Annotated in this window: 22 protein-coding genes, 4 tRNA genes and 2 pseudogenes; 17 read left to right on the forward strand and 11 right to left on the reverse strand. The window is 63.1% G+C overall.

The window, feature by feature from the left end; genetic code table 11:
• Nucleotides 1–138: 138 nt before the first annotated feature.
• The 4 genes from B133_RS0108630 (at nucleotide 139) to B133_RS23625 (ending at nucleotide 2,589) form a co-directional block, all read left to right on the forward strand.
• Nucleotides 139–522, forward strand: a complete 384-nt coding sequence (locus tag B133_RS0108630) for a cupin domain-containing protein (protein WP_018600443.1) — start codon at nucleotides 139–141, stop codon at nucleotides 520–522.
• Between the two features lie 471 nt (nucleotides 523–993).
• The gene (locus B133_RS0108635) at nucleotides 994–1,581 is read left to right on the forward strand and encodes a TetR/AcrR family transcriptional regulator (protein WP_081618204.1); all 588 of its coding nucleotides are present in this window, start codon (nucleotides 994–996) and stop codon (nucleotides 1,579–1,581) included.
• A gap of 86 nt (nucleotides 1,582–1,667) precedes the next feature.
• The gene (locus B133_RS0108640) at nucleotides 1,668–2,075 is read left to right on the forward strand and encodes a cupin domain-containing protein (RefSeq protein ID WP_232423276.1); all 408 of its coding nucleotides are present in this window, start codon (nucleotides 1,668–1,670) and stop codon (nucleotides 2,073–2,075) included.
• 187 nt (nucleotides 2,076–2,262) lie between these two features.
• Nucleotides 2,263–2,589, forward strand: coding sequence for a WhiB family transcriptional regulator (locus B133_RS23625; RefSeq protein ID WP_026256157.1), 327 nt, complete (start codon nucleotides 2,263–2,265; stop codon nucleotides 2,587–2,589).
• Nucleotides 2,590–2,798: 209 nt separating this feature from the next.
• Here B133_RS23625 and B133_RS0108650 read toward each other — a convergent pair whose 3' ends face one another.
• Complete coding sequence (locus B133_RS0108650) at nucleotides 2,799–3,443, reverse strand: MspA family porin (RefSeq protein WP_018600447.1); 645 nt, start codon at nucleotides 3,441–3,443, stop codon at nucleotides 2,799–2,801.
• A gap of 296 nt (nucleotides 3,444–3,739) precedes the next feature.
• Nucleotides 3,740–4,672, reverse strand: a complete 933-nt coding sequence (locus B133_RS23305; RefSeq protein ID WP_018600448.1) for a phosphatase PAP2 family protein — start codon at nucleotides 4,670–4,672, stop codon at nucleotides 3,740–3,742.
• Between the two features lie 302 nt (nucleotides 4,673–4,974).
• Here B133_RS23305 and efeU point away from each other — a divergent pair, with 302 nt between their 5' ends.
• The 3 genes from efeU (at nucleotide 4,975) to B133_RS0108675 (ending at nucleotide 8,257) form a co-directional block, all read left to right on the forward strand.
• A complete protein-coding gene (efeU, locus tag B133_RS0108660; RefSeq protein ID WP_018600449.1) occupies nucleotides 4,975–5,874 on the forward strand; it encodes an iron uptake transporter permease EfeU in 900 nt (299 codons plus the stop codon).
• A 271-nt stretch (nucleotides 5,875–6,145) separates the two neighbouring features.
• Nucleotides 6,146–6,592: a hypothetical protein gene (locus B133_RS24350; RefSeq protein WP_157625825.1), complete on the forward strand. Its 447-nt coding sequence runs from the start codon at nucleotides 6,146–6,148 to the stop codon at nucleotides 6,590–6,592.
• Nucleotides 6,593–6,850: 258 nt separating this feature from the next.
• Nucleotides 6,851–8,257, forward strand: coding sequence for an ATP-binding protein (locus B133_RS0108675; RefSeq protein WP_051088041.1), 1,407 nt, complete (start codon nucleotides 6,851–6,853; stop codon nucleotides 8,255–8,257).
• On the opposite strand, the gene B133_RS0108680 is transcribed toward B133_RS0108675, so the two are convergent.
• The 5 genes and pseudogenes from B133_RS0108680 to B133_RS0108710 form a co-directional block, all read right to left on the reverse strand.
• Nucleotides 8,218–8,895: a response regulator transcription factor gene (locus tag B133_RS0108680; RefSeq protein WP_018600456.1), complete on the reverse strand. Its 678-nt coding sequence runs from the start codon at nucleotides 8,893–8,895 to the stop codon at nucleotides 8,218–8,220. The two genes, B133_RS0108675 and B133_RS0108680, sit on opposite strands and share 40 nt — an antisense overlap.
• Nucleotides 8,896–9,173: 278 nt before the next feature.
• On the reverse strand, nucleotides 9,174–9,863 hold the full coding sequence (locus B133_RS0108690; protein ID WP_018600460.1) for a response regulator transcription factor: 690 nt from the start codon (nucleotides 9,861–9,863) through the stop codon (nucleotides 9,174–9,176).
• Nucleotides 9,864–10,150: 287 nt separating this feature from the next.
• Nucleotides 10,151–11,359, reverse strand: a complete 1,209-nt coding sequence (locus B133_RS0108695) for a hypothetical protein (RefSeq protein ID WP_081618279.1) — start codon at nucleotides 11,357–11,359, stop codon at nucleotides 10,151–10,153.
• A 531-nt stretch (nucleotides 11,360–11,890) separates the two neighbouring features.
• Nucleotides 11,891–12,047 (reverse strand): annotated as a pseudogene (locus B133_RS24870) (nucleotidyltransferase domain-containing protein); the annotation flags it as partial.
• A gap of 290 nt (nucleotides 12,048–12,337) precedes the next feature.
• A tRNA-Val gene (locus B133_RS0108710) sits at nucleotides 12,338–12,412 on the reverse strand.
• A 426-nt stretch (nucleotides 12,413–12,838) separates the two neighbouring features.
• Between B133_RS0108710 and B133_RS0108715 the strand changes: the two genes are divergently transcribed.
• From B133_RS0108715 to B133_RS0108740, 5 genes and pseudogenes are all read left to right on the forward strand, one after another.
• Nucleotides 12,839–12,911 (forward strand) — tRNA-Gly (locus tag B133_RS0108715).
• 27 nt (nucleotides 12,912–12,938) lie between these two features.
• A tRNA-Cys gene (locus B133_RS0108720) sits at nucleotides 12,939–13,009 on the forward strand.
• A 16-nt stretch (nucleotides 13,010–13,025) separates the two neighbouring features.
• A tRNA-Val gene (locus B133_RS0108725) sits at nucleotides 13,026–13,100 on the forward strand.
• A 168-nt stretch (nucleotides 13,101–13,268) separates the two neighbouring features.
• Nucleotides 13,269–13,811 (forward strand): annotated as a pseudogene (locus B133_RS25305) (TIR domain-containing protein); the annotation flags it as partial.
• Nucleotides 13,812–14,163: 352 nt separating this feature from the next.
• Nucleotides 14,164–14,823 carry a heme oxygenase (biliverdin-producing) gene (locus B133_RS0108740; RefSeq protein WP_018600474.1) on the forward strand — a complete coding sequence of 220 codons (660 nt, stop codon included), beginning with the start codon at nucleotides 14,164–14,166 and terminating at the stop codon, nucleotides 14,821–14,823.
• 25 nt (nucleotides 14,824–14,848) lie between these two features.
• Here B133_RS0108740 and B133_RS0108745 read toward each other — a convergent pair whose 3' ends face one another.
• Together B133_RS0108745 and B133_RS0108750 are read right to left on the reverse strand one after the other, a co-directional pair.
• The gene (locus B133_RS0108745; RefSeq protein ID WP_018600476.1) at nucleotides 14,849–15,940 is read right to left on the reverse strand and encodes a 3-deoxy-7-phosphoheptulonate synthase; all 1,092 of its coding nucleotides are present in this window, start codon (nucleotides 15,938–15,940) and stop codon (nucleotides 14,849–14,851) included.
• A 227-nt stretch (nucleotides 15,941–16,167) separates the two neighbouring features.
• Nucleotides 16,168–17,421: an MFS transporter gene (locus B133_RS0108750; RefSeq protein ID WP_026256160.1), complete on the reverse strand. Its 1,254-nt coding sequence runs from the start codon at nucleotides 17,419–17,421 to the stop codon at nucleotides 16,168–16,170.
• Between the two features lie 47 nt (nucleotides 17,422–17,468).
• On the opposite strand from B133_RS0108750, the gene B133_RS0108755 reads away from it, so the two are divergent.
• On the forward strand, nucleotides 17,469–18,134 hold the full coding sequence (locus tag B133_RS0108755; RefSeq protein WP_026256161.1) for a FadR/GntR family transcriptional regulator: 666 nt from the start codon (nucleotides 17,469–17,471) through the stop codon (nucleotides 18,132–18,134).
• Between the two features lie 34 nt (nucleotides 18,135–18,168).
• On the opposite strand, the gene B133_RS22560 is transcribed toward B133_RS0108755, so the two are convergent.
• Nucleotides 18,169–19,566 (reverse strand): HAMP domain-containing sensor histidine kinase, encoded by a 1,398-nt coding sequence (locus B133_RS22560; protein ID WP_018600482.1) that lies wholly within the window; start codon nucleotides 19,564–19,566, stop codon nucleotides 18,169–18,171.
• 98 nt (nucleotides 19,567–19,664) lie between these two features.
• On the opposite strand from B133_RS22560, the gene B133_RS0108765 reads away from it, so the two are divergent.
• The 3 genes from B133_RS0108765 to B133_RS0108775 all read left to right on the forward strand — a co-directional run bounded on the left by B133_RS0108765 (nucleotide 19,665) and on the right by B133_RS0108775 (nucleotide 21,496).
• The gene (locus tag B133_RS0108765; RefSeq protein ID WP_018600484.1) at nucleotides 19,665–20,399 is read left to right on the forward strand and encodes a Clp protease N-terminal domain-containing protein; all 735 of its coding nucleotides are present in this window, start codon (nucleotides 19,665–19,667) and stop codon (nucleotides 20,397–20,399) included.
• 28 nt (nucleotides 20,400–20,427) lie between these two features.
• The gene (locus B133_RS0108770) at nucleotides 20,428–20,853 is read left to right on the forward strand and encodes a PPOX class F420-dependent oxidoreductase (protein ID WP_018600488.1); all 426 of its coding nucleotides are present in this window, start codon (nucleotides 20,428–20,430) and stop codon (nucleotides 20,851–20,853) included.
• Between the two features lie 73 nt (nucleotides 20,854–20,926).
• Nucleotides 20,927–21,496 carry a GNAT family N-acetyltransferase gene (locus tag B133_RS0108775; protein WP_018600490.1) on the forward strand — a complete coding sequence of 190 codons (570 nt, stop codon included), beginning with the start codon at nucleotides 20,927–20,929 and terminating at the stop codon, nucleotides 21,494–21,496.
• A gap of 49 nt (nucleotides 21,497–21,545) precedes the next feature.
• Here the strand turns inward: B133_RS0108775 and zapE are convergent, their stop codons facing one another.
• Nucleotides 21,546–22,634 carry a cell division protein ZapE gene (gene zapE, locus B133_RS0108780; RefSeq protein WP_198290988.1) on the reverse strand — a complete coding sequence of 363 codons (1,089 nt, stop codon included), beginning with the start codon at nucleotides 22,632–22,634 and terminating at the stop codon, nucleotides 21,546–21,548.
• Here zapE and B133_RS0108785 point away from each other — a divergent pair.
• Nucleotides 22,633–23,406: a pyrimidine reductase family protein gene (locus B133_RS0108785; protein WP_018600494.1), complete on the forward strand. Its 774-nt coding sequence runs from the start codon at nucleotides 22,633–22,635 to the stop codon at nucleotides 23,404–23,406. The genes zapE and B133_RS0108785 overlap by 2 nt on opposite strands.
• Nucleotides 23,407–23,429 lie beyond the last annotated feature (23 nt).

Raw genomic sequence — 23,429 nt, forward strand, 5'->3', positions numbered from 1 at the left:
CAACAGCGCGTGGGGTTTTGAGATCGACTCAGTCCCGTGTGCGACCAACGTGCAGATTCCGTATCCGGAATGTGCGTATCAAAGATCAACAGTTCGGCTAAAGCGGTCGGACTATTCACACCACGAATTGGAGTAACCATGACGGAAATCACAACTATCGGAACCCTGAGCAAGGCCGGGGCCATCCACAAGGTGGAGAAGGCTTACGAAGGCTTGCCGAGCATGGACGAGGCCGGTGTCGTCGCCGCTATCGGTGATGCCCTCCACAACCCCGAAGGATCGGTCATGTGCGCCGGGTTCTTCGAGCTGAAGAAGTCCGAGCCCCTGGTCTACACCTACACCTACGACGAGATGAAGATCGTCGTCAAGGGCGAGTTCATCCTCACCGACCAGGACACCGGCGAGGTCACGCACGCCAAGGAGCGCGACGTGCTGTTCTTCCCCAAGGGAACCACCGTGAAGTTCGAGACCCCTGAGTACGGGCTCGGATTCTTCGCCGGCGACCGCACCTTCGCCCCCTAGGGCCCTGGTCTGGGTTCGCTGGGAAGGGTAGACAGCCCAGCGAACCCAGACATTGGTCTATACATCGATATTTCGCCACGGGAACGGTTCAAGCCGACCGGTTGTGAAATGTCTAGGGATGCGATCCACTGCCCTGTTATCTCTGCCTCTTTTCGTCTTGTCAGTGGGTACCTGGAATTCACGTCTGCCACCGAGAAATAGCTCGGTGCACAGGCACCGGCCGTTAACAGAAAGCGGAATCGCTCAGTTACCGGCTTGATATACGGCCTCACTCACACCGTTGGACACCAACGTCCCACGAAAATCTGGAAGAGGAAATTCTCATGATATTAAGAGCCGGAATTATGGGCGGTGGCCCCAACGGCCTGCCACAACTGCGGGTATTCGAATCAGCGCGTCAAGAGGGGATTGCGATCCCCGAAATAATGTGCTTCGAGAACGGAGCGAAACCAGGAGGTTGGAGGGGTGGCTATGCGGGTATCCGCAGACAAGCGAAGAGGACAGCTGATTTCAGCGACCCTGGAACTAATGCGACGCGAAGGTGTTCAGTCAGTGACCATGCGGGCCATCGCCAAGGAGGCCAAGGCACCCTTGGCGACCGCACACTATTGCTTCGCTGACAAGAGCGAGCTCATGGACGCAGCAGCCGGCGCTTGGTTGAAGAACTTGAACAGATTTTCTCACGATATTTCAGTTCACCTAGGACTTCGCAAGGCCGTGGAACAAGTGGCCGAAGAGTACTGGCGTTCGTTAGCCGAAGAGCCCGCAAGCCTCCTCGCCGAGATCGAACTCATCCTGTGGGCAACGCGTAATGCTTCCGTAAGCCCGCTGGCCGCGAAGATTTATCCTGCCTACGTCGTGGAGCTGGGAAATATCTTCTCCGCCGCAGCCAAAAACAACGGTGACAAGTGTCTGATGGACATGACAACACTCGTGCGGTCTTTCCTGATGATCTACAACGGAGCGGCCATCCAATACATGACCAACCCGAACGCGACCGATCACCGGGCCATGCTTTTCATTCTGGTTGATGCACTTCTGATCAAGGCTGGCGTCTGAACCCTCACACTCCTGTCTTCACTTCTCTCAAATTATTTACTGGAGCTTTCCGTAGTGCAGACTCCCCCGAAGAAACGGATGTAGAAATGACAAAACCTACCCCGCCCTTGCCACTGGCGACGGGGAAAGCAATCGATTCCTGGCCGTCGAAGTCCATGGAGACCTTTGGTGACGAATGGCCCAGGATGCGCTGCAGATTCATCAACGCTGATCCTGTCGGTGCTTGGGATGATTTCATACTCTCGGAATGGGAGCTGGAGCGCTGCGGCTGGGAGGACTTCCACCCGCACACCGAGACGGCTTTCGTTGTGGAAGGTGAACTTCACATCGAGTGCGATGGCGAGTCCGTCATTCTGGGACCTGGCGACTCGGCGCGCGTCAATCCAGGACGCACAGGCCGATACTGGGCGCCCGTCTACGCGCGGATGCTTACCACTTACGGACCCAACCCCGACGGCATGGAATCGCACTCCTTCCGATACTTCGAAATCTGATTTCGGTATCTCCACCCAGCCGCGCAAGCCCAGACGTCTAACGCTCTCCAGATCATTTGATTCGGCGAGAACCCAACCGGACTCGACTCAAACTCAAGCACCAACACCTGGACCGGTCCTTTCATCACGCCGCGCGAGTGAGGCGCGTTATTTGGAGGGCTCCGGCTGACATTCGTTAGGAGCTGGTATGCGCCTGCCACAGCAGTTGCCTGGACCCAATGGCGACCATTGGGATTGGCAAATCCGTGCACGCTGTCGGGGTGTTGATTCATCAGTGTTTTTTGCCCCGGAGGGCGAGCGCGGTCGTGCCCGGTGGGCGCGTGAAAAACGCGCCAAAGAACTGTGCCGGGACTGTCCGGTACTTGCGCAGTGCCGCGCCCACGCGCTGACCATCGCTGAGCCATTCGGCGTATGGGGCGGGTTGTCGGAGACGGAACGGGCGCGCATGTTGACCAGAGGTAGGTATGGTCGCAGCGAACTCTCGCACTGCGTCAACTCTGGTAATGCACGTTGATCTGTCGATGATCCGTATGGGGTTCAGCGCCGGCTGAGGAGCCTGCGATACGCACCACCCCGGGGCACGTTGCGGTGTCCCGTCCCACAGCATGCGCCCGGCGGCCGCAGATGCACTGTGTCTCCGTATTCCGGGCTCACCCAAGGGTTTTCAACCCAGCAAACCCGCGTCGTCAGCTTTCGGGCCGCTGAGCCGAGTAGGGCTGACCGTTAGTTCATGTTCCAGGGGTCGCCGTAGGTGGTGACGCTGTCACCGGTGGAGGCGATCAGACGGGCGAACGGACGCAGCAGCACACCACCGGCGGCGCCAGTCACGGTGCCATGGGCGTTGGAGACCGCCACCCCGCCGGCCGGGCCCTTGACGTCCACCGAGAAGGTCGCGACCTCCTGGATACCCGGGCCGTTACCCAGGTCAGCCGAGATCGACACACCGGGGAACAGGTTAGGCGTGATCACCTGCCCGAGTGGGTTGAAGCCGGCTGAGAGCGGGTTGATGTTGACGTCGTCGAGCAGGATGTTCGGGGTGGTGTAACTGAAGTTGATGCCCACACCCAGGGACCACGGGAAGCCGATCTGATAGCCCAGTTCCAGCGTGCCCGCGAAGTCATCGGCACCGGGGCCCTCGACGTGGTACTTGGCCCGACCGGAATGGAACCACTCACGAGTCAGCCGGTTACGGTCCAGGGGAAACACCCCATTGAGGAAGGTGTCCCACTGCTGAACCGTCAAGGTCCGATCCTGGCCATCAACCAGACTCAGCTCATTATCCAGACCTGCATGCGCGGTCCCGGCGCCGGTGAATAGCGCTGCCATGGCGACGATCATCGCGAACATCGTCCGAACTATCACTGTCATGGTCTCCCTGGCTCTGATATCGATATGGCGCACCACGACTGCGGCGAACCGGGTCAGAGTGTGACAACGCACCCCTAAGAAGACGCTGAACCCGCCTCTGGTCTGGATTGCCCACCGATGGAATGCAGTCTGGTTTGGCGCGCGCTCGCGAGGACTGTGCCCGGACAGCGGAGTTGACCCAGATCGCAAAGTAGACAACAGGGTTCACGGAGGATAGATCAGTATCGTATAGCGGCTGGCTAGGTCCCGCGGCGCTGATCACCTACCAGCAGATCCCCTACCGAACCCGGTCTCCGTCAAGACAGCAAGTGAACGCTACGAATGCACGCGCCTGGGCCACGGGGCATCGTGACGCCTTGTGTCCCGGTCGGTTCCGACAACAACGACCCGTGGCGCATTGTCATCGACTCGTTCACCCGGTCGCGATGAACGCCCTCATACCGTGCCAGCGAGGTTCGGCGACGGCCGGAAGTTCCTCTGCACCAACGATCAATGTGCAGCGCCGCCGTAGCTAGGCATACGGCCACCGCACCCAGTAGCGCACCGGCCACCACATCGCTCAACCAATGGACACCGAGGTAAATCCGGCTCAGTGCGACGAGGCAGACCGCGACCCCTCCGATGCCCGCCAGCAAGGGCTGCAAGATTCGGCTACGGCCGCCGATCATCACTGCGGCGATGCCGAACAGCGCCGCCGCCGCGGTGACGTGACCGGAGGGAAATGAGTAGCCCTGTTCAACGGTCTCTCGCAGTATCAGCGGCGGCCTGGGCCGGCCTACCAACAACTTGATCAGGGCTCCGGCCGCGGCTGCACCGCTAACGGTGCCAATGACGGTCAGCGCCGTCAGCGCCGATCGGCGCCGCCACCCGATCCCAGCAGCGACGACACCGGTGACCACGATCGTTGCCGCCGGGCCAAACAGACTCGTGATGCCCAGCATCACTATGTCCAGGACGGGGCTGCGGTGGGCGACGATCCAATCGGTGACAACATAGTCGACGTCGGTGAGCCAGTCGTTGCGACCGACTTGGACCGCAATTGCGCAGAACGCCAGCACCAATCCCATGATCCGTATCGTCGTCGCGCGCCACGGCGGTGTCCGATACCGGAAACTTGCCGCAACCATCACCCCCGCACAGAGCAGCGTGAACAGCGTGCTGGCCGCCGGCACGTTGTCCACGATCCATGTTTCGATCGCCGTCAGCACGGCGCGTTGGCTCTCGCGCACAATCCCAGTGTCGGCGCGAGCCGCTGAGCACACCCTGAACGGTGCGGCCACATGCGGGCGTCGCCCAGTCCCCCCAAGTACGGCCGCTGTGCTCAGCATCGGCGGTGTGGTGAACGGCCGGTGTTCCCCAGAGTCCTCGTCACCAGGCGATGGCAATGTCATCGCTCTGCCACCCCTTCAGCGTGCCCTATGGCGCGCCAACGCCGGCCTAAGTCGCCATTCAGCGTCCTCTCAGGTACAGAGCCATAGTGTGGCCACCGCCCAAGGTGCACTAAAGGTTGCCTTACCTAATTCAAAGGAGCGTGGTGGTCGCCTACCTGGCAGACGGAAGCGTGTCGATCGCGGCACAGTTGGTAGGCAGTGGCCTCATCGGGCTGCGGGAAGGCCTCGAAACCGGAATCGTCGTCATGATTCTGGTCGCTTTTCTCGTCAAGAGCGATCGGCGGGATGCACTCAAGTGGGTGATGCTCGGCGTGAGTGCCGCCGTGGCTATGATCGCTGCGATATTCCTGGGGATTCACTACGGCACGTCGACGGTCACGGGGGTCGCGGCCGAGTTTGTCGCAGGCCTAGCGTCGTTGGTGGCCGTCGTCATCGTCACTTGGATGGTGCTGTGGATGCGGACCGCCTCCCGCACCATTTCGGGCGAACTCAAAGCCGGTATGGCGACCGCGGTCGCAGGTGGTCCCGTAGCGATCGTGAGCTTGTCATTCCTCGCGGTCGGCAGGGAAGGAGTCGAGACCGCACTGTTGATGGTGGGCTACGCCGAAAATGCATCGGGCGATATCTGGCCGCTCCTGGGTCTCCTCATCGGAATCGCCGCGGCGGTGGCACTGACCATCCTGCTGTATGTCGGCGCGCTTCGGATCAATTTCGCGGCATTCTTCCGGGGCACGGCAATACTGCTGATTGTGGTGGCTGCCGGGATCCTCGGCTATGGCGTGCGGGCCCTGCAAACCGCCAATTGGCTCCCAGGTGCCAGCTCCACCGCCTTCGACATCTCCGGCTGGTTTGATCTGTCGAGCTGGTATGGCGCTGTGCTGCAAGGCATTTTCAATTTTCGACCAGACCCTACGGTGCTGCAATTCAGCGCATGGGTGGCCTACCTCGTGGTGGTCTTGGCGTTATTCCTCCGGCCACTGGAGAAGCGACAGCACCCACAAGCGGACACCACGACGAACGCTTCGACAGCACAACACTGACAACAATGCTCCGAGGCTACGGTCGCGAGCACAAGAATGAGAGCACGACGACGACGGCGAGCGGCATCGAATCACCGGCCGAATACGCTGAATTGGCAGAACAGGTGCATTTACAGCTGTTCCGCCTGGTGCCAATACTATTCGCGTGACCCGCGGCCACACGCAGCGTCCCCGATGGTAGGTACGTGCGTGGAGCGCAGGCCTTGACCGCTGACGGTGGCGCCGTTGGTTCCTCAGCGTGGGTACAGGTCGGTGCTGGCACGGTAAATACGTGACCGATACCCCAGAACCTCTCGCTGCGGAAGAGCCGGCGTCCACGACGGACGGTGGCGCCGCCGATAAAACCGCCGCCGCTACACGCCAACCTGTTTGGAGTCGACTGAACAGAATCAGTCGTGTTGCCGCGCTCATCCTCGGCGCGGTCGGTGCGGTGCTCGCCTCTGCGTTGATATTCGCTGCCGGAGTCTGGGTAGGTGTCGAGAATGCTGATCACGAAGGACATCACGACCAGACGGAAACATCGGAGTACAACATTGATGAACACGAGACATCGGACGAATCAGACGGCGGCACACGCAACGAGGGCGACCGGCAGAGCGATGACCGCTCGCACGATGAGGGCGAACACAATCAGGATCAGCCGCGGCACGAACAACATGAGGCCCCGTCCGCACCCCCAGGCGCCCCACAAGCACCTTCGCCTACTCCGCGGCAGTGAAATCTACTACCAGCCAACCGATCATCCGTCCGTGATCCACGAAGACGGTCCACAACAGTCAGATTGGCCGTTCTCACAGCAGCGGGCGCCCGAGACGTATTGACCAACTCCCGCCTAGGGCATGAGGCCCGGCTCCTTTGGAGAGTCGTCGCCGCGTTTCTTCGCGACCGCGTTCGATGGGCTTGACGCCAAACCCCCCAATTTGCCCGATCATTGGATACCGCTCAACAGCTGACCCCGGGCGGGCAGAATGAGCAGATGGTGAGAAGCCGCACGTTGCTATTGGACGCGGTTCGTCGGCGGCGGGGTTTATGGGGCGGGATCGCCGTGCGGTCAGCTGTGGTCTCGGCGATGGTGGTGCTGGCCGGCCTGGTGGTTGTGGGGTCAGTCTCGGCAGTGCTGCTGTACCGGTTGATGTGCGCGGATGTCGATGACGCTGCCACTGCCCGGGCCCAGGCCGTTGCCGACGTTCTTCGCGAAGAACCGCCCGATGAGCTGGAATCCGTGCTGCTGGCGACCGATCAGCGAATCGTAGCCGTTCAGATCGCCGACCGTTCCGGCACAGTGGTGCGACGTTCGGACGCGGCACCAAAGGCTCCGCTTATTCCCTTGCAGGACAAGGACTCTCGTCGCGGCATCCTATCCCCAACCGATGACGATGTGCGAGTCAGCACGACAACCGTGTCTTCACCCGACGGAAGCCAGTACACGGTTCTGGTCGGCGGTGGCATCGAACCGATCGAATTGATGATGTCCACCGTTGCGCAGATGTTGGCGATCACCGCTCCAATCGTCTCGATCGTGGCCGCGGTGGTGACGTACCTGCTGGTGCGGCGTTCCTTGCGTTCAGTGGAGACGATTCGTTCCCGGGTTGCCGAGATCAGTACGTCCGATCTGGCAGAGCGGGTTCCCGTGCCGGGTAAGTCCGATGAGATATCGGCGCTCGCGGTGACGATGAACGAGATGCTGTCGCGAATCGAAGCCGGCCATTCTGCGCAGAGACGGTTTGTCGGTGATGCCTCCCACGAGCTGCGAAGCCCGTTGGCGACGGTTGTGTCCGCGCTTGAGATCGGGGTGACCCACCCCGAGGTGTTGGACCGCACGTTGGTGAAATCGGCGTTGCTACCCGAGGCGCGCCGCATGCAGTCGCTCGTCGAGGACCTTCTGTTGCTTGCGCGGGCCGATGAACACGGACTCCCGATGCGCCGCACGGAGGTGGATCTCGACGATGTGGCCACAGCCGAGGTCCAGCGACTCAAACGCGAAACTCAACTCCGAATCGTGGCCGATTTGTCGGCGGTCAAAGTCCCCGCGGATGCTTACGGTGTGGTGCGAGTGCTGCGCAATCTGGCCGACAACGCCGCCCGGCATGCGAGCAGCGAAGTGCGCATCGTAGTGCGCGCCGACGGGGACAGCGCGTGGCTGCAGGTATGTGATGACGGCCCAGGCATCCCTGTGGAGCAGCGAGACAAGGTATTCGAGCGGTTTGTGCGCCTGGACGCTAACCGGTCCCGCCGGGGCGGAGGTACCGGACTCGGCTTAGCGATTGTCGCCGAGATTGTTGCCGCCCATCATGGTGCGGTGGCTATCGATGATCGTGCGGGCGGTGGGACAGTGGTGACTGTTCAGTTACCACTGGCAAACTCGCCTGATTCGAGCCGGTAACCCACGCCCCGCAGAGTACTAATCATGTGAGTGCCGAGCTTGCGCCGCAGATACCCCACATACACTTCCACAACATTGTCGGGGCCGTCATAGTGTGTGTCCCAAACATTCTGCAGGATATCGACTTTCGTGACGACCGTGTCTTTGTTGCGTAAGAGGTACTCCAGCAGACCATATTCGCGGGGTGTCAGCGACACCGACGTGCCAGCCCGCGTGACAACACGGCGCGCCGGATCGAGCGACACCTCACCGGCGGTGAGTACCACGGGCCGTTCGGGCGCGCCGCGACGGACCAGGGCCCGCAGTCGGGCAGTGAGCACGATGAACGAGAACGGCTTGGTCAGATAATCGTCGGCGCCCAGATCAAAAGCATCGGTTTGGTCATAGTCACCGTCCTTGGCGGTCAGCATCAGCACCGGTGTCCACGTCTGCGCCGAGCGCATCCTGCGCAATACCTCATACCCGTTGAGACCCGGCAGCATGATATCGAGGACGATCACGTCGAAATGCCCATTGGTGGCGTGCCACAACCCATCAACACCAGTGGCTGCGGACTCCACGACAAAACCTTCAGCCCGCAGGCCAGCCGTGATCGTCTCAGTCAAACTGGGCTCATCCTCGACAACCAGGACTCTCACGAGTGCAGTTTCTCACGGTACGGACCTCCATACACCGGCTCCGCCACCGCCGCGAACGGCATGAGGGCACCGATGATCGGGGTCACCGCTTCTCGCTTGGCACTCACGTCATCACACCTTTCCGCTGAAATCTGGTCTTCTCCGGGCGAATCGACCTCTGTTGGGCTACCACTCCCCCGGAATGCCCCAGGCTGGCACCTCTCAGCTGTGAAGACGCTGAGCGCCGGCCGGCTTCCTGCTATCGGTTTCGAGCACGTCAGCGGTGGAGTCGTGTCGGTTCAGGAGCTTGTCGTGAAAGTGCCAGAGTTGAGGCGATAGCCGACGCCGCGCAGCGTCTCGATGGTGTTGGTGCCGAACGGGATGTCGATCTTGCGACGCAGGTATCCGATGTAGATTTCGACGGTATTGTTGCGTGCGGTGCGCTCGGGAGTCCAGACACTCTGCAGGATATCGGCTTTGGTGACAGCCATATCCCGGTGGCGCATCAGAAATTCGAGCAGGCCGAACTCGCGTGCCGTTAGGTCGATGACTGTTGATCCGCGTTCGACTACCCTGCGAGCGGGATCTAATGACAGGGTGCCTGCGGTCAGCACCACCGGGCGCTCGGGCGCGCCCCGGCGGATCAGCGCATGCAGTCGTGCCACTAGAACGGCAAACGAGAACGGTTTCGTCAGATAGTCGTCGGCGCCCAAGTTGAAAGCCTTGACCTGTTCGCATTCAGCGTCTTTGGCGGTCAGCATGAGCACCGGTGTCCACACCTGCCGCGCCCGCATGTGTTGGAGAACTTCGTAGCCGCTCAGACGCGGCAGCATAACGTCGAGCACGACCGCGTCGAACATATGCTCTGTTGCCTGGCGCAACCCGTCGTCACCAGTCGCGACGTGTACCACCGCGAACCCTTCAGCGCGCAAGCCCCTCACGAGGGTGCCGGCCAGGCGCAGTTCGTCCTCGACGACCAAGATGTTCATTCCATAGGCTCCCGGTCCAAGAGTGTGTCTCTATCTTGACGCAGGGATACGACGCACACCAGAGTGGCAACCGCATGCTGTGAGCACGCTGAGTGTGCCAATCACACGGTGACTGAACCGAGAGATCCATGGCGACAGGTGATCAGACTCGTTGCGACTCAGGTGATGTGAAAACGCCCGACACTGTAGATGATCGGCCTACCCACGACGAGATGTCGCGGTCGGTGTATCGCCCCGACCCCGTATGCCCGTGTTCCTCACGATCCGATCGTCACAGAGTGTCGGGCTCAGCTCAGCGAGGTGAGCAGGCTGCTGAGTGATTGCGTCTCGGTTGCGGGGTCCGGTTGGGCCGCACGCAACGCCTGCAGGACGCTGTCGATCTGCCCGTCGAGAGCTGTCCATGTGGCTTCGTCCATCGGCTGCAGTGTGCTTTGACGTTCATCCCAGGCGGTTTCGAGGTCTTTGACCCGTACTGTTGCACCGGTTTGATCGCCGGCCTGCACTTTGGTCAGCGCGTCTTGAGTGATGGTGCGGAACGTTGCGACATCGGTTGGCGGGAAGTGCGTGCTGGCCTGCCCTGGCGATAGTGTCGCGACCGCGGCGGAGGCGCCCGCCTCTTCCTCGCTGGCAGCGGCTGTTTGGTGCGGCTGCCCGGCCGCCCATACCAGCAGCGCACCGGTGAGTACAGCGACCACGGCGTAGTAGCCGAGCATGGCAGGCTCACGCACCGGACGGTTGACCACCGCAGGGGTCGGCGCTGCCGCGGCGATAACATCGGCTCGGCTTCGCGTCAGATACAGGACGGTAGCGGCGATTGCGGCCATAAAGATCACGCTGGTTACCGCGGTGCCCAATCCGAGCCCGTGTTCTGTTGTCGGAGTGGCGAACCAATCACCCAAGTTGGCACCCAAGGGGCGGGTGAGAATATAGGCGAGCCAGAACGACAGGACACTGTTGGCGCCGCACCGCCAGCCGATGACGATGGTGCCGATAAGGGCCGCGGGCAGCAGCACCGAGATGCCAGGTCCCCAGCCGGTCAACTGCAGCACCCAATCACCGACCGCGGTGCCCAGCGCAAATGTGATCAGGACTGCAAGCCAATAGAACAGCTCTCGGGGCACGGTGACAATGCTGTGAATGGACAACGTCCGTTCCCGCGCGAACCACACGGCGAAGACCACAGCGAGTGCGAACGCGAAGACGCTCGTACTCACCGCAAGAGGCACGCCCATGCTGTCGGTGAGTATGTCGGTGTAGAGCGTGCCGGTGACACTGAGCACCACGACCGTCAGCCAATAGACAAAGGGCACATACCGATCGAGCCGCAACTGCCACACCAGAACAACGGCAAGAACCACCGTGAAGATCAGCGCGGTAACGATCAAACCGACACCGAGGGTCATGTTGATCCAGTCCGCGAAGCTCTCGCCCACAGTGGTGCAGAGGATCTTGATCACCCAGAACCACACGGTGATTTCGGGGACCTTACTCAGCATCACACGCGTGGTCCCACCAGCCTCATTTCTTGATGTCTCGGTCACGATTCGCAAGCTACCGATCGGTCGCTGAATCCATGCTGAGGACCGTTTCGCGACCTGACCACCGAACTCGCTGGCCTGCACACCGCCGTCGAAGCCCTCGCCGAAGTCGTCAAACGCCGCGAACAACTCCGCAAGAGCACCAAACCAACTCAGCGATGAACCATTCCACCCGACAACTGCTCCATGTTGTCCAGCAGCAGTACATGGGCATCGCGATAGCGCTCAGATCCACTGCCCGCCTTCTTCAGTGAGTTGAGAGCCTCGTAGTGGTTACCGATGCTCGAGCGCACACCGATACAAGTCGCCAGCTGCATTAGGCATTTCGTCTTCCAAATGTTCAGCGGCGCCGAAGAACTCATTCGCCTTAGCCAGACGCCCCTAGGTAACCGCCGAATCGCAATCGCGCTGCCCCGCCATCAGGATCTCGTCGCTGCCGGCGCCCTGCCCCCGGCTACGGTCAACCCTTGCCTGGCGACGTTGCTCATCGGCGGTCAACCGAGACAATGTCCGAATCTGTCCCGCCGCATGGTGTTCGGCGTTGAGGCGGTACGTATTGGTCCTGCCCACTCGATCGTGGAAGCACGTCGCCGTCTAGCGTCGGCGTCACGGTGGCGAACGGTCGGTTCAGCTGCGTCGCAGACACCTCCGTACCTCAATTAAAAGTTGGAGTATCACAGCTACAGTTGGAGATGGAGTGGAGTAACCCTGAGGCGGGAAGACGTAACCCTCCTCATCGACATACTGCTGAAGCTGATGCGTCGCCCTGACCTACGGCGCAACTCCGAATAGCCGTCACCTCGGACGAAGCGATCGAGAGAGCACGAAAGTGTCCTGCAGAAAGCGAGGTTTTGTTCTTGTACGAATCTCAGGGTGTCACATCGCCGTCAGGCATGTTGACGGCCGCTGAGAGAAAAACCTTCTGACCAGGGTTTTTGGTGGTCCCGGCTGGTATCGAACCAGCGACCTTCCGCGTGTGAGGCGGACGCTCTCCCACTGAGCTACGAGACCGGACTAACGACGTCGAAGACTAGCACGAGCCCCCGGCGTAACCAGAATCGCCACTATCGCCTGCCGGGTCAGCTGTTAACCAAACGTCCTAACGACTGCCGGCGCTTCGCTACGGCGCTCCTGGTTCTCCTCCGGGCATTTCAACCGCTTGTCGCGCGCGGCTTGGCTGTTGCTGGACGCGATACGTCGTGCCGAGCGAACGTCGGAGCTGCACCATGGCCGCCGAAACACCGCCGACATCGAGAGCGAGACAATCGGCACATCGTGACGGCCCAGGGATTTTCAAGTTTCCGACGAAGGCGTTCCACCTGTTCTGAAACACTGATTTTGGGCGCCCGTTCCCCTCCCGTAATGGGGATTTGTGTCTGCGCGCCCCAGTGCACTAATGTTCTGCATCGCGACGGGCGACGATCTCGCCCGTGGCGCGCGGATGTAGCGCAGTTGGTAGCGCATCACCTTGCCAAGGTGAGGGTCGCGGGTTCGAATCCCGTCATCCGCTCGAAGGTGCAGTGGCATCAACCCCAGCGGTGGAGTGGCCGAGTGGCGAGGCAACGGCCTGCAAAGCCGTGCACGCGGGTTCGATTCCCGTCTCCACCTCGAACAGTTTCAACTTGCGCGATTAGCTCAGCGGGAGAGCGCTTCCCTGACACGGAAGAGGTCACTGGTTCAATCCCAGTATCGCGCACCACAGTTTTACCAGCGTTAACCCGTAGTGCACCGCCTCGGGACCGCAATGGGATATCAGCGAGACCAACGTGACTGTCGGACCGTCAGAGCCCGAATTCGACGCGGTACTTTCGTTCGCGGTGAGTAGCGCGACTATGTGCGGGTCGTCGCCTCCTAACTCACCAAGTGCGGCGTCAAAGTGTTCTTCGATGAGCAAAACGAGGTCGCCTTGTGGGGTAAGGACCTCGGCGAAGAGTTGCAGCGGATATATATGACAGCCTCAAGCATGGTCGTGATGTTCGTCTCGGCTGACTACGCCGCCAAGTCTTGGCCGATTCACGAGCGACGCTCAGCACTTAGCCGAGCAATCAACGAGCGTCGCGAGTACGTCCTTCCCGTCCGCTTCGACGACACCGAGTTACCCGGGCTAAGCCCGAGCGTGAGCTACCTGTCATTGAATGGACGCTCGTCAGCGAAGCTTGCCGAAGACATCATCGAAAAACTTGTGCAGCTGGGCGGCAAGGTCCAGCCCGCAAAACCCGAGTTTCGGGCAAGCAGCGCAAACGGCGGCAGCGACACGTGCCGCGTCATCGTCCACGATGAAAGGGGTGCTCCCGTCCCTAGGGCATCAGTCCGCTTTATCGCCCAGAACGGTGTCCACGCGGGCCGAAACGGGCGCCGACGGAGTAGCGGAACTGCCTGCCGCAGAGCCCGGGCGTCCACAGTGCAATAGGACGCATCCCCGGGTTTGCGCCAACCATAGAACCGATCGGCGACAACCATGACGGCGAGGGCGTACCGAGACGGACCTACATGTACGTCACCAATGGTTCAGTCAATGGCAGCGCAGCCCAGCCAGCCTTCTTCACGGTCGGCAACCGATGGTGCTTGAGGACAGTAACGACGGTCATCAAGTGCGCGCCATGTGTGTTGGGCGCCCTGTCGACCGACGCGATCGAGCAATTCATCCTGCATACCGTGGGCGCGCCGACGTAGACCTCCGTCCATGCGCATGCGATGCTAATTTTCTGACGCGTTGTCGACATGATGTCGACGACGTGTCGTCAAAGCCATGGAGTCGCAACATGTCGCCGAGCACAGCCGTCGCACCCGAGCTCGACCGATCGTTGTCGGTTGCCATGCGCGAAGGCTCGAGAGCCGAGCACGATGCCGTAGAGCAATCGTCATTCATGGCCGAGCTGCTGGGCGGGCGAGTCAACGTTCAGGGCTACGGTGACTATCTGCTGCGGTTGCGTGCGGTGTATCGCACGTTGGAAACCGTTGTGCGGGCCCACAACAACGATCCGTTGGTCGCGGTGGTGTACGACCCGGCGTTGGAGCGGCTCGCCGCACTCGACGACGATCTCGACTACTGGTTACCTGGCGCTCCGCGTGAGGTGGACTCCCCTGCCACGCAGGAGTACTGCGCCCGGATCGCCGATGCGGATTGGGGCGGGGTGCTGGTGGCCCACCACTACACCCGTTACTTGGGCGACCTCTCCGGCGGGCAGGCAATCAGCCGGATCCTCGATCGCACATTCCGTCTGGCAGGCACAGGCTTGGCATTCTATGCATTCTCGATGCGCACCAAGCCGTACAAGGACGCCTACCGGACGCGCCTCGACAGACTCGGCCTCAGCGACGACGGTATCGACCGGGTGGTCGACGAGGTGAAGGTGGCTTTCGGCCTGAACCAGGCGATGTTCGACGAGCTCACCGCCAATCTCGACGCCTACCGCCGGTAGATACCGGACCAGAGATACGACTGGCTCAGGAGTGCGTCCCAGCGGGCGAATCGTCACGGGCGTGGGGATCCCCGGCGAGTTCGCGCAACACCAGATCGGTTGTATCCCAGTCCATGCACTTGTCCGTGACCGACTGCCCGTAGGTCAGCGGGCAGGCCTCGGGCGACTGGGCACCGGCGACGAGGAAGCTCTCCAACATCACGCCGCTGACCGGTAGGCCGTTGCGGACGAGTTGTGCCACCTCGCCGGCAACTACCGCCTGACGCACATGATCCTTACCGGAATTGGCATGGCTGCAATCGATCACGACCCGGCCGGGCAGCCCCGCAGCGGTGAGCTTCGCGGCCGCGGCGGTCACGGACTCAGCTCCGTAGTTCGGGCCGTCGGTCCCGCCGCGCAGGATGACGTGGCAGTCCTCGTTGCCTTCCGTGGTCACCACGGCACCACGTCCCATGTCGTCCATACCGAAGAAGACATGCTCGGCGGCAGCAGATTTCACTCCGTCAACGGCCACCTGAATGTTGCCGTCGGTGCCGTTCTTGAACCCGACCGGCATCGACAATCCCGACGCCAGCTGGCGGTGCACCTGGGATTCGGTGGTGCGGGCGCCGATCGCACCCCACGCCACCGCATCGGCGATGTACTGCGGACTGGTGGGCTCGAGGAATTCGCATCCGACGGGCAATCCGATGTCGATGATGTCCAGCAGCAGCTTGCGCGCAATCCGCAGACCGCGGGTCACGTCGAAGGTGCCGTCCATGTCCGGATCGTTGATCAGGCCCTTCCAGCCGACCGTGGTGCGCGGCTTCTCGAAATAGACGCGCATCACGATCTTGAGCCGGTCTTTGAGCTCGTCGGCCACCTTGACCAGCCTGCTCGCGTAGTCCAGCGCCGCAGCCGGATCGTGTACCGAACACGGACCCACAACAACCAGCAGCCGGTCGTCACGGCCTGCGAGGATGTCGGCGATCTCATCGCGGGCACGGGCCACTTCCTCGGCCCGGCGGGCGCCCAGCGGAAACTCGGCGAGCACATCGTGCGGGCTGGGTATCGCGCTGAAGCGGCGGATCCGCCGGTCCGATGTGGCGGGCGGCGTCGCGATCTGCGCCAAAGTCATTATTCGGGTGCCTTCCTGATGGTGGGCACCTGTTGAAATATCCGGCGCCCTTGAACGACGAAAGGTAGTGACCTGATGGTCACTACCTGGGCTCCGGGTGGATGCGTGCTTACCGCTGCGCTTTATCGGCTCCGCCCGGAGCCTCAATAAAGCGCCGATAGCCGACGCATACACCGATGTTCACGTCGGCCAGGCTACACGACTACAGCAATCCGTCGCCAACCGTGTCATACGTACCGGTTACGCCCTGCCAGCGCACCGGTGACCATCTGCGCCGCATAAACCACGAGCACCATGACCCACGGAATAGTCCACCCAGCGGTCAAATCGTGCAGCAGACCGAACAGGAACGGGCCCGTCGCGGCGATCAGATAGCCCAGGCCCTGCACCATGCCGGACAACGCGGCAGTGTCCTCGGCATTGCGGGCCCGCAGCGCAATCACGGTGAGCCCCAACGAGAACACGCTCATGCCGATCCCGACCAGCACGCTCCACAGCAGGGGCGAGAATGCCGGATCGACCAACAGACCGACCATGCCGACGAAGCCGAGCACACCCAGTCCGACGATCCATCCGCTCTGGTTCTTCTGCCGTGCGGCCAGCGGCGGAACGATCAGGCTGATCGGCACAGCCAGCACCGACAACAGGCCCAGCAGCAGGCCGGCGTCACTCTTGGTCACGCCATTGTCGATGAACACCTCGGGCAGCCAGCCCATCACGATGTAGGCCATGAACGCCTGGCAGCCGAAGAACAACGTCACAGTCCAGGCCAGAGGGCTGCGCAGGAGCCGGCGACCGCGGTTGTCGCCGGTCGGGGCGGCGGCGCGCGCGCCCCGGATGGCACGCGAGGCGGGGACCCAGAGCAGCAACGCCAGCAGCGCCAACAGCACCCAGCTGCCCACCGCCGCTCGCCAACCGCCCAGCATCGGTTCCAGCGGCGGGGTGATTGCCGAGCCCAGCGCCCCGCCACCTTGCAGGGCCGCGGTGTAGACGCCGGTCATGAGACCGATCCGGGCCGGGAAGCACCCTTTGATGACGACCGGGATGAGCACGTTGACCAGGGCGATTCCGGCGCTGGCCACCAGCGTGCCGCCGATCACCACATACTGGCCGTCCAGCACGCGCACCACCAGGCCGGCGCTCAGGATGACCAACGCCACCGAGATCGCGTTGCCCAGTCCGACCCGGCGGGCCAGCCAAGGTGCGGCCATACCGGCAGCGGCGAAGCACAGCACGGGCAGCGTGGTCAGGGCGCCGGCCCAGACGGCCGAGGCACCCAGTGCTTCACGCATGTCCCCCAGCAGCGGGCCGACGCTGGTGACGGCGGGCCTCAGGTTGAGTGCGGTGAGCACCACGGCCATAACCAGCAGGGCCCCGCCTGCCGCCATCGCAGCAGGCCGGAGTTCCACGGCGCCGTCAAGCTCAAGTTCGAGATCGTGCTCATAGGTATGGGGCGGATTGCTCTGCACGTTCTGAGTCACTCAGCTATGGTTACATACATCCCATGATTGGATGAAAGGGTTTTCCCGTGCCGCTTGTCACAACCAGGCGCACCGGCCTAGTGGACCAGGTGATCGAGCAGCTGCGCGCATCGGTCAGCTCCGGAGAATGGCCGGTCGACTCGAAGATCCCCACCGAGCCCGAACTCGTCGAGGCACTCGGCGTCGGCCGCAACACCGTCCGCGAAGCGATCCGAGCCCTGGCACACAGCGGAATCCTCGAGGTCCGCCAGGGTGACGGCACCTACGTGCGCGCCACCAGTGAGGTGTCCGGCGCCCTGCGCCGGCTGTGCGGATCCGAGCTGCGTGACGTCCTGCAAGTGCGGCGCTGCCTCGAGGTCGAAGGCGCCCGGCTGGCGGCTACCGCCCGCACCGAGCAGGATCTGGCCGAGCTGCGCGCGCTACTGGACCGGCGCGACGCCGCGTCCGACGACGAGTTCGCGCACGTGGACACCGAATTCCATCTCGCCGTGGTGCGCGCCTCGCACAACACCGTGCTGATCGAGCTCTATCGCGGGCTCACTGAAACAATCATGGCCAGTGTCGCCACCACGAGCGACACACCGCACACCCGGTCGATCCCGCACGACGGCCTGGTCGAGGCCATCGCCGGAGGCGAGGTCGACCGCGCCGGGAACGAAGCCAGCGGCTTCCTCGACGAGCTACTGGCGCGCGTGCCCGTTCAGGACTGCTGAGCGGCCCGCGCTTCGGCCCATTGCCACACATCGGTCAGAACGGCGTCTCGCCGGTCTCCGAATGAATGATCGGCAACCGCAACAGCAAACGCGCGCCACCAAGCGGACTGGCCTCCAACGACGCTGTCCCACCGTGTAATTCGGCCTGCTGAGCCACTAGCGCCAGTCCCAGGCCCGAACCCGAGCGCGACGCCGTCGTCCCGCGGGCGAAGCGCTCGAACACCTCGGCGCGTTCGGCCTCGGGCACCCCGGATCCGTTGTCGTCGACCACGATCTGCACATCGTCGGCCGAACGTACTGCACTGAGCCGGATCTCGGTGGCGCCGCCGTGTTTGACGGCGTTGGCGATGGCGTTGTCGATCACCAGCCGCAGCCCGGCGGGCATGCCCTGCATCAGCACGGTAGGTGATGGCATCAGGGTCGCGCGCAATCCCGGGTAGACCCGCAGGGCGTCATGTGCTGCACGGTCGAGCAATTCGGTGACATCGACGGGTACGAAGTCCTCGACCGTGGTCAACTCCCCTTGCGCAAGCCGTTCGAGCGCCGTGAGGGTGGCCTCGATGCGGCTCTGCGTGCGCATCAAGTCGCCGATCACTTCCTGGCGCTGCTCGGGAGTCATATCCAGGGTGGACAGCACTTCCAGGTTGGTACGCATGGCCGTCAGCGGGGTCCGCAATTCGTGCGACGCGACAGCGGCGAAATCCCGGGCGGATTCGAGCGCGGCCTTGGTGCGCTGCTGTTCATCGCCGATGCGGTCGAGCATGCCCTCCACCGCCTCCGCGATCTCGACCGCTTCCCGCACCCCTCGCACCTGGACCTCGTCCGGCTTGGACTGGGCGCTGATGGCCCGGGCCTGCTGCGCCAACAGCCGGAACGGGTTGATCATCACCAGCGAGATCACCCACCCCACCACGACGGTGCCTCCGATGACACCCGCGCAGATCAGGATCACCCGCAGATGCAGCTCGTCGATACGACGCTGGGTTTCGGCGAGCGGAGCACCCAGGGCGATCGACGCCGGACCCGCGGTAAACGTGCGCACCCGGTATTCCACGCCATCGATCGTGGTATTGGCGTAGCCATTCTCCAACTGCGGCAACACGATATCGCTGGGCACCGAGACCGTGATCCCACCGATGTGGGCTGTGCGCACCAGTCCCCCGCCATCGGGTACGGACTTGGCGTCTCCGACCTTTCGGGGGCTGTTCAGCAGCGTGCTCAGATCACCCAGGCTGCTCAGCGAATCCAATCGGCGGTCCAGCTGGCTGTACTGGTCGTTGGTCACGCCGATCCACACCCAGGCGCCGAGCGTGAGGACGAGGACCACGACGGAAAGCGCCGCGACGATCACGATGCTGCGCAGCGACAACACCCGCGACACCGGCCGAAGGATCGGCCGGAGCAGTTGGATCACGCGGTCTTCGAAGTTCATCGGCGCTTATCTTGCCCGATCGTCGGCGCGCCGCGCCCAGAGCAGCATGCGTCAACCCAGGGTTGACGCCTTGGGTACGTCAACTTAGAGTTGACGCTATGGACGAGCCCGTCAAGATCACCAACCCCGTCCGCCTCGACGACCTCATTCATGCCATCAAGCAGGTGCATTCGGAACCTCTCGAACAGCTCACCGATGCCGTGATCGCCGCCGACGCCCTGGGCGAGATCTCCGATCACCTCATCGGACACTTCGTCGACCAAGCCCGGCGTTCCGGTGCTTCATGGACCGAGATCGGCAGCTGCATGGGCGTCACCAAGCAGGCCGCCCAGAAGCGGTTCGTGCCCAAGGTGCCCGACTTCGATCCGTCCGCGCTCGACCCCAACGCGGGATTCGGCCGGTTCACCCCGCGGGCCCGCAGTGTCGTGGTGGCCGCGCAGAACACCGCCCATGCAGCCGGTAACGCCGAGATCATCGCCGACCACCTGCTGCTCGCGCTGTTCAGCCAACCCGAGGGAGTGGCCGCCAAACTGCTCGTCGGCCAGGGCATCGACGCCGACATTGTCCGCAGCGCTGTCTCCCTGCCGCCACCCGCAGGCGAGCTTCCCGCGCTGATCCCGTTCGCCCCCACCGCAAAAAAGGCCCTCGAGCTGACGTTTCGCCAGGCACTTCGACTGGGCCACAACTACATCGGCACCGAACACATCTTGTTAGCGCTGTTCGAGGCGGAGCCCGACGACGGTGCGCTGCACCGGCTCGGCGTCGACCCACAGCGGTTGGAAGCCGATCTGACCACGGCACTGGAGCCCTACACCCGGCCAGAGCGGGAATGAAAGAGGGCAAGGATTCGTAGCACTGAGCGTGAAGCTCAACGACGCCGCGCGCGCACTCATCGGATCCGGTGCCGACGCCACCCTCGTCACGCTCAACCCGGACGGCAGCCCGCAGGTCACCCTGGTGTGGATGGCGCTGCAGTCCACTCCCGAGGGCGACGAGCTGGTGACCGCACACCTGGCCGAACACAAGAAAGTCCGCAACATCCGCCGTGATCCGCGGGTCGCGGTGACGATCCTCGACCCGGGACACGTCGGCCAGGTGATGCGTCCGTACCTGGCCGTCAACGGGACGGCCCGCGTCGTCGAGGGCGGCGCGCCCGAACTGCTCGAGGAGCTGGCCCAGACGCTGGCCGCACCGGACATCGCATTCCCGCCGCCGGATGCCCCGGATGGGTGGCTCACCCGGATCCGCATCGACAAGGTCGGCGGCGTGGGCCCCTGGGCTTCCTGACCGGACACGCCGATCGGCGAGGTCGGCCGGACGCTGCGGGTCAACTACGACGCGCGCCGCTACCGTAAACGAGATGACACCCGCCACCGTCGTCGTCGAGCAGGCCCGCCGCGCTGATCTGCCCGAGCTGGCAGCCGTCGCGGCCGCCACGTTCCCGTTGGCCTGTCCCCCGTCGTCGACACCGGACAACATCGCCGCGTTTATCGCCGAGCACCTCTCCGAACAACGGTTCGGCGAATACCTGGGCGATCCGGAACGAATACTGCTCGTCGCCCGGGATGATTCCGCACCCGCGAGGAGTGGAGACACCGGGGCAATTGTCGGGTACGCCATGCTGATTCGCGGCGTACCCGATGACGAGGATGTACAACGCGCCGTTGCGGTGCGTCCGGCGATCGAACTGTCCAAGATTTATGTGTTGCCCGACCGGCACGGTGCCGGTGCAGCCACCACGCTCATGACCGAGGCATTGCAGCGGGCAGCCACGCTCGGGTTCAGCTCGGTGTGGCTGGGTGTCAACCAGAAAAATCAACGTGCCCAACGCTTTTACGCCAAGCACGGCTTTACTGTCAGCGGTACCAAGAGGTTTCGGTTGGGCGCGGATATCGAGAACGATTACGTGATGGTACGGCTCGTTTCCTGATGTCGAGCGGGCCGCGGAATCACCTCAAACCCCGTGAGACAGCACGATTCTACGACTGCTCGCCGAGAGAAGCTTGGGCGGCGGCGGTCAGCGCCAGCAGGCGGGAGGTGGCCCGCAGGTACTTCTTGCGGAACCCGCCGTCAAGCATCTCCGCGCTGAAGATGGTGTCCAGCTTGGTCCCCGAGGCCAGCACCGGAATGCCGGCGTCGTAGAGCCTGTCGGTCAACGCCACCAGACGCAGCGCCACGCTCTGATCGTCGATCGGGTGCACACCGGTGATGAACACCTCGGTGACGCCTTCGATCAGCGCCTGGTAGCGCGACGGATGCATGGTGGCCAGGTGCGCGCACAGCGCGTCGAAGCCGTCGAGTGTGGCCCCGGGCGTCACCGTGGCGCGGTCCTCCACCTGATCGTCGGTCAGCGGCTCGGGGGCCGGTGGCAGATCCCGGTGACGGTAGTCGGGCCCCTCGATGCGCACTGTGGTGAAGATCTGGGCCAGCGTGTTGATCTCCCGCAGGAAGTCCTGCGCCGCGAACCGGCCCTCGCCGAGCTGCTCGGGCAGTGTGTTGGAGGTCGCCGCGATCGACACACCACGTTCGACGAGTGCCGAGAGCAGCCGCGAGATCAGTGTGGTGTTGCCCGGATCGTCGAGCTCGAACTCGTCGATGCACACCACCACGTAGTCCGCCAGCAGGTCGATGCACTCGTTGTAACCGAACACGCCGGCCAACTGGGTTAGCTCACCGAACGTGGCGAACGCCGTCGGCGCATTCCCCGCGGCTGACAACGTGTAGTACGTCGATGCCAGCAGGTGGGTCTTACCGACACCGAACCCACCGTCCAAATACAGCCCCACGCCTGGCAGCACCGCACGCTTGCCGAACAGCTTCTTCTTCCCGGCCCGCCGCACCGCCGCCTGCTCGCAGAACTGCCGGCACGACTGCACGGCCGCGGCCTGTGACGGTTCCGCCGGATCGGGCCGGTAACTGTCGAAGCTGACGTCGGCGAACGTCGGCGGTGGGATCAACTGCGCAACCAAACGCTCCGGCGTGACCGTGGGATGCCGATCGGCAAGGTGGGCGACGATGCTGGACCCCTGCATGCAAGCAGCGTAGCGACGTGCTCCAATTCTGCTCATGCCCGATGACACCGCTGGGACACAGCTCACAGTGCTCGGCCCTCTCGACACCGCCGACGACAGCCGGGTGCGTGAGCTCTACGCCTACCCCGATGACCTGCAGCGTTGCTGGGTGCGCGGCAACATGATCTCTAGTCTGGACGGCGGCGCCACGTCGGACGGAAAATCGGGTGGGCTGGCCGGACCGGGTGACCGTGCCCTGTTCAACATCATGCGCGAGGCCGCCGACGTCATTCTGATGGGCGCGGCTACGGTACGCATCGAGAACTATTCAGGCGCCCAGCTCTCCGCCGCGCAACGCGAGGCCCGACGGTGGCGCGGCCAGGCGGAGATACCCCCGATCGCCGTCGTCACCGCATCGGCCAACCTCGACCACGATTCGAAGTTCTTCACCCGCGCTGAAGTGGCACCACTGATCCTGACGTGCACCAACACGATTGCCGATGCACGCCATCGGCTCGGCGCAATCGCGGAGGTGATCGACACGTCAGGCTCCGACCCGGGCCGGGTCGACTTGGCGGTGGCGCTGCGGATCCTCGCTGAGCGCAAACTGTTTCGAGTCCTGACCGAAGGCGGTCCGCAAGTGCTGAGCACACTGATCGAGGACCATCTGCTGGACGAACTGTGTCTGACGGTCGCGCCATTGCTCGTCGGTGGGGTCGCGCGCCGCATCGCCACCGGGCCCGGTCAGGTGCACGCTCAGATGCGTCCGGCCCATCTGCTCACCGACCGTGAGGGCTACTTGTACACGCGTTACGTCCGCGGCCGATGACAGACTTATCGCTACTGTGGTCA

It is taken from the genome of Mycobacterium sp. 155 (assembly GCF_000373905.1).
Classification (GTDB): Bacteria; Actinomycetota; Actinomycetes; order Mycobacteriales; family Mycobacteriaceae; genus Mycobacterium.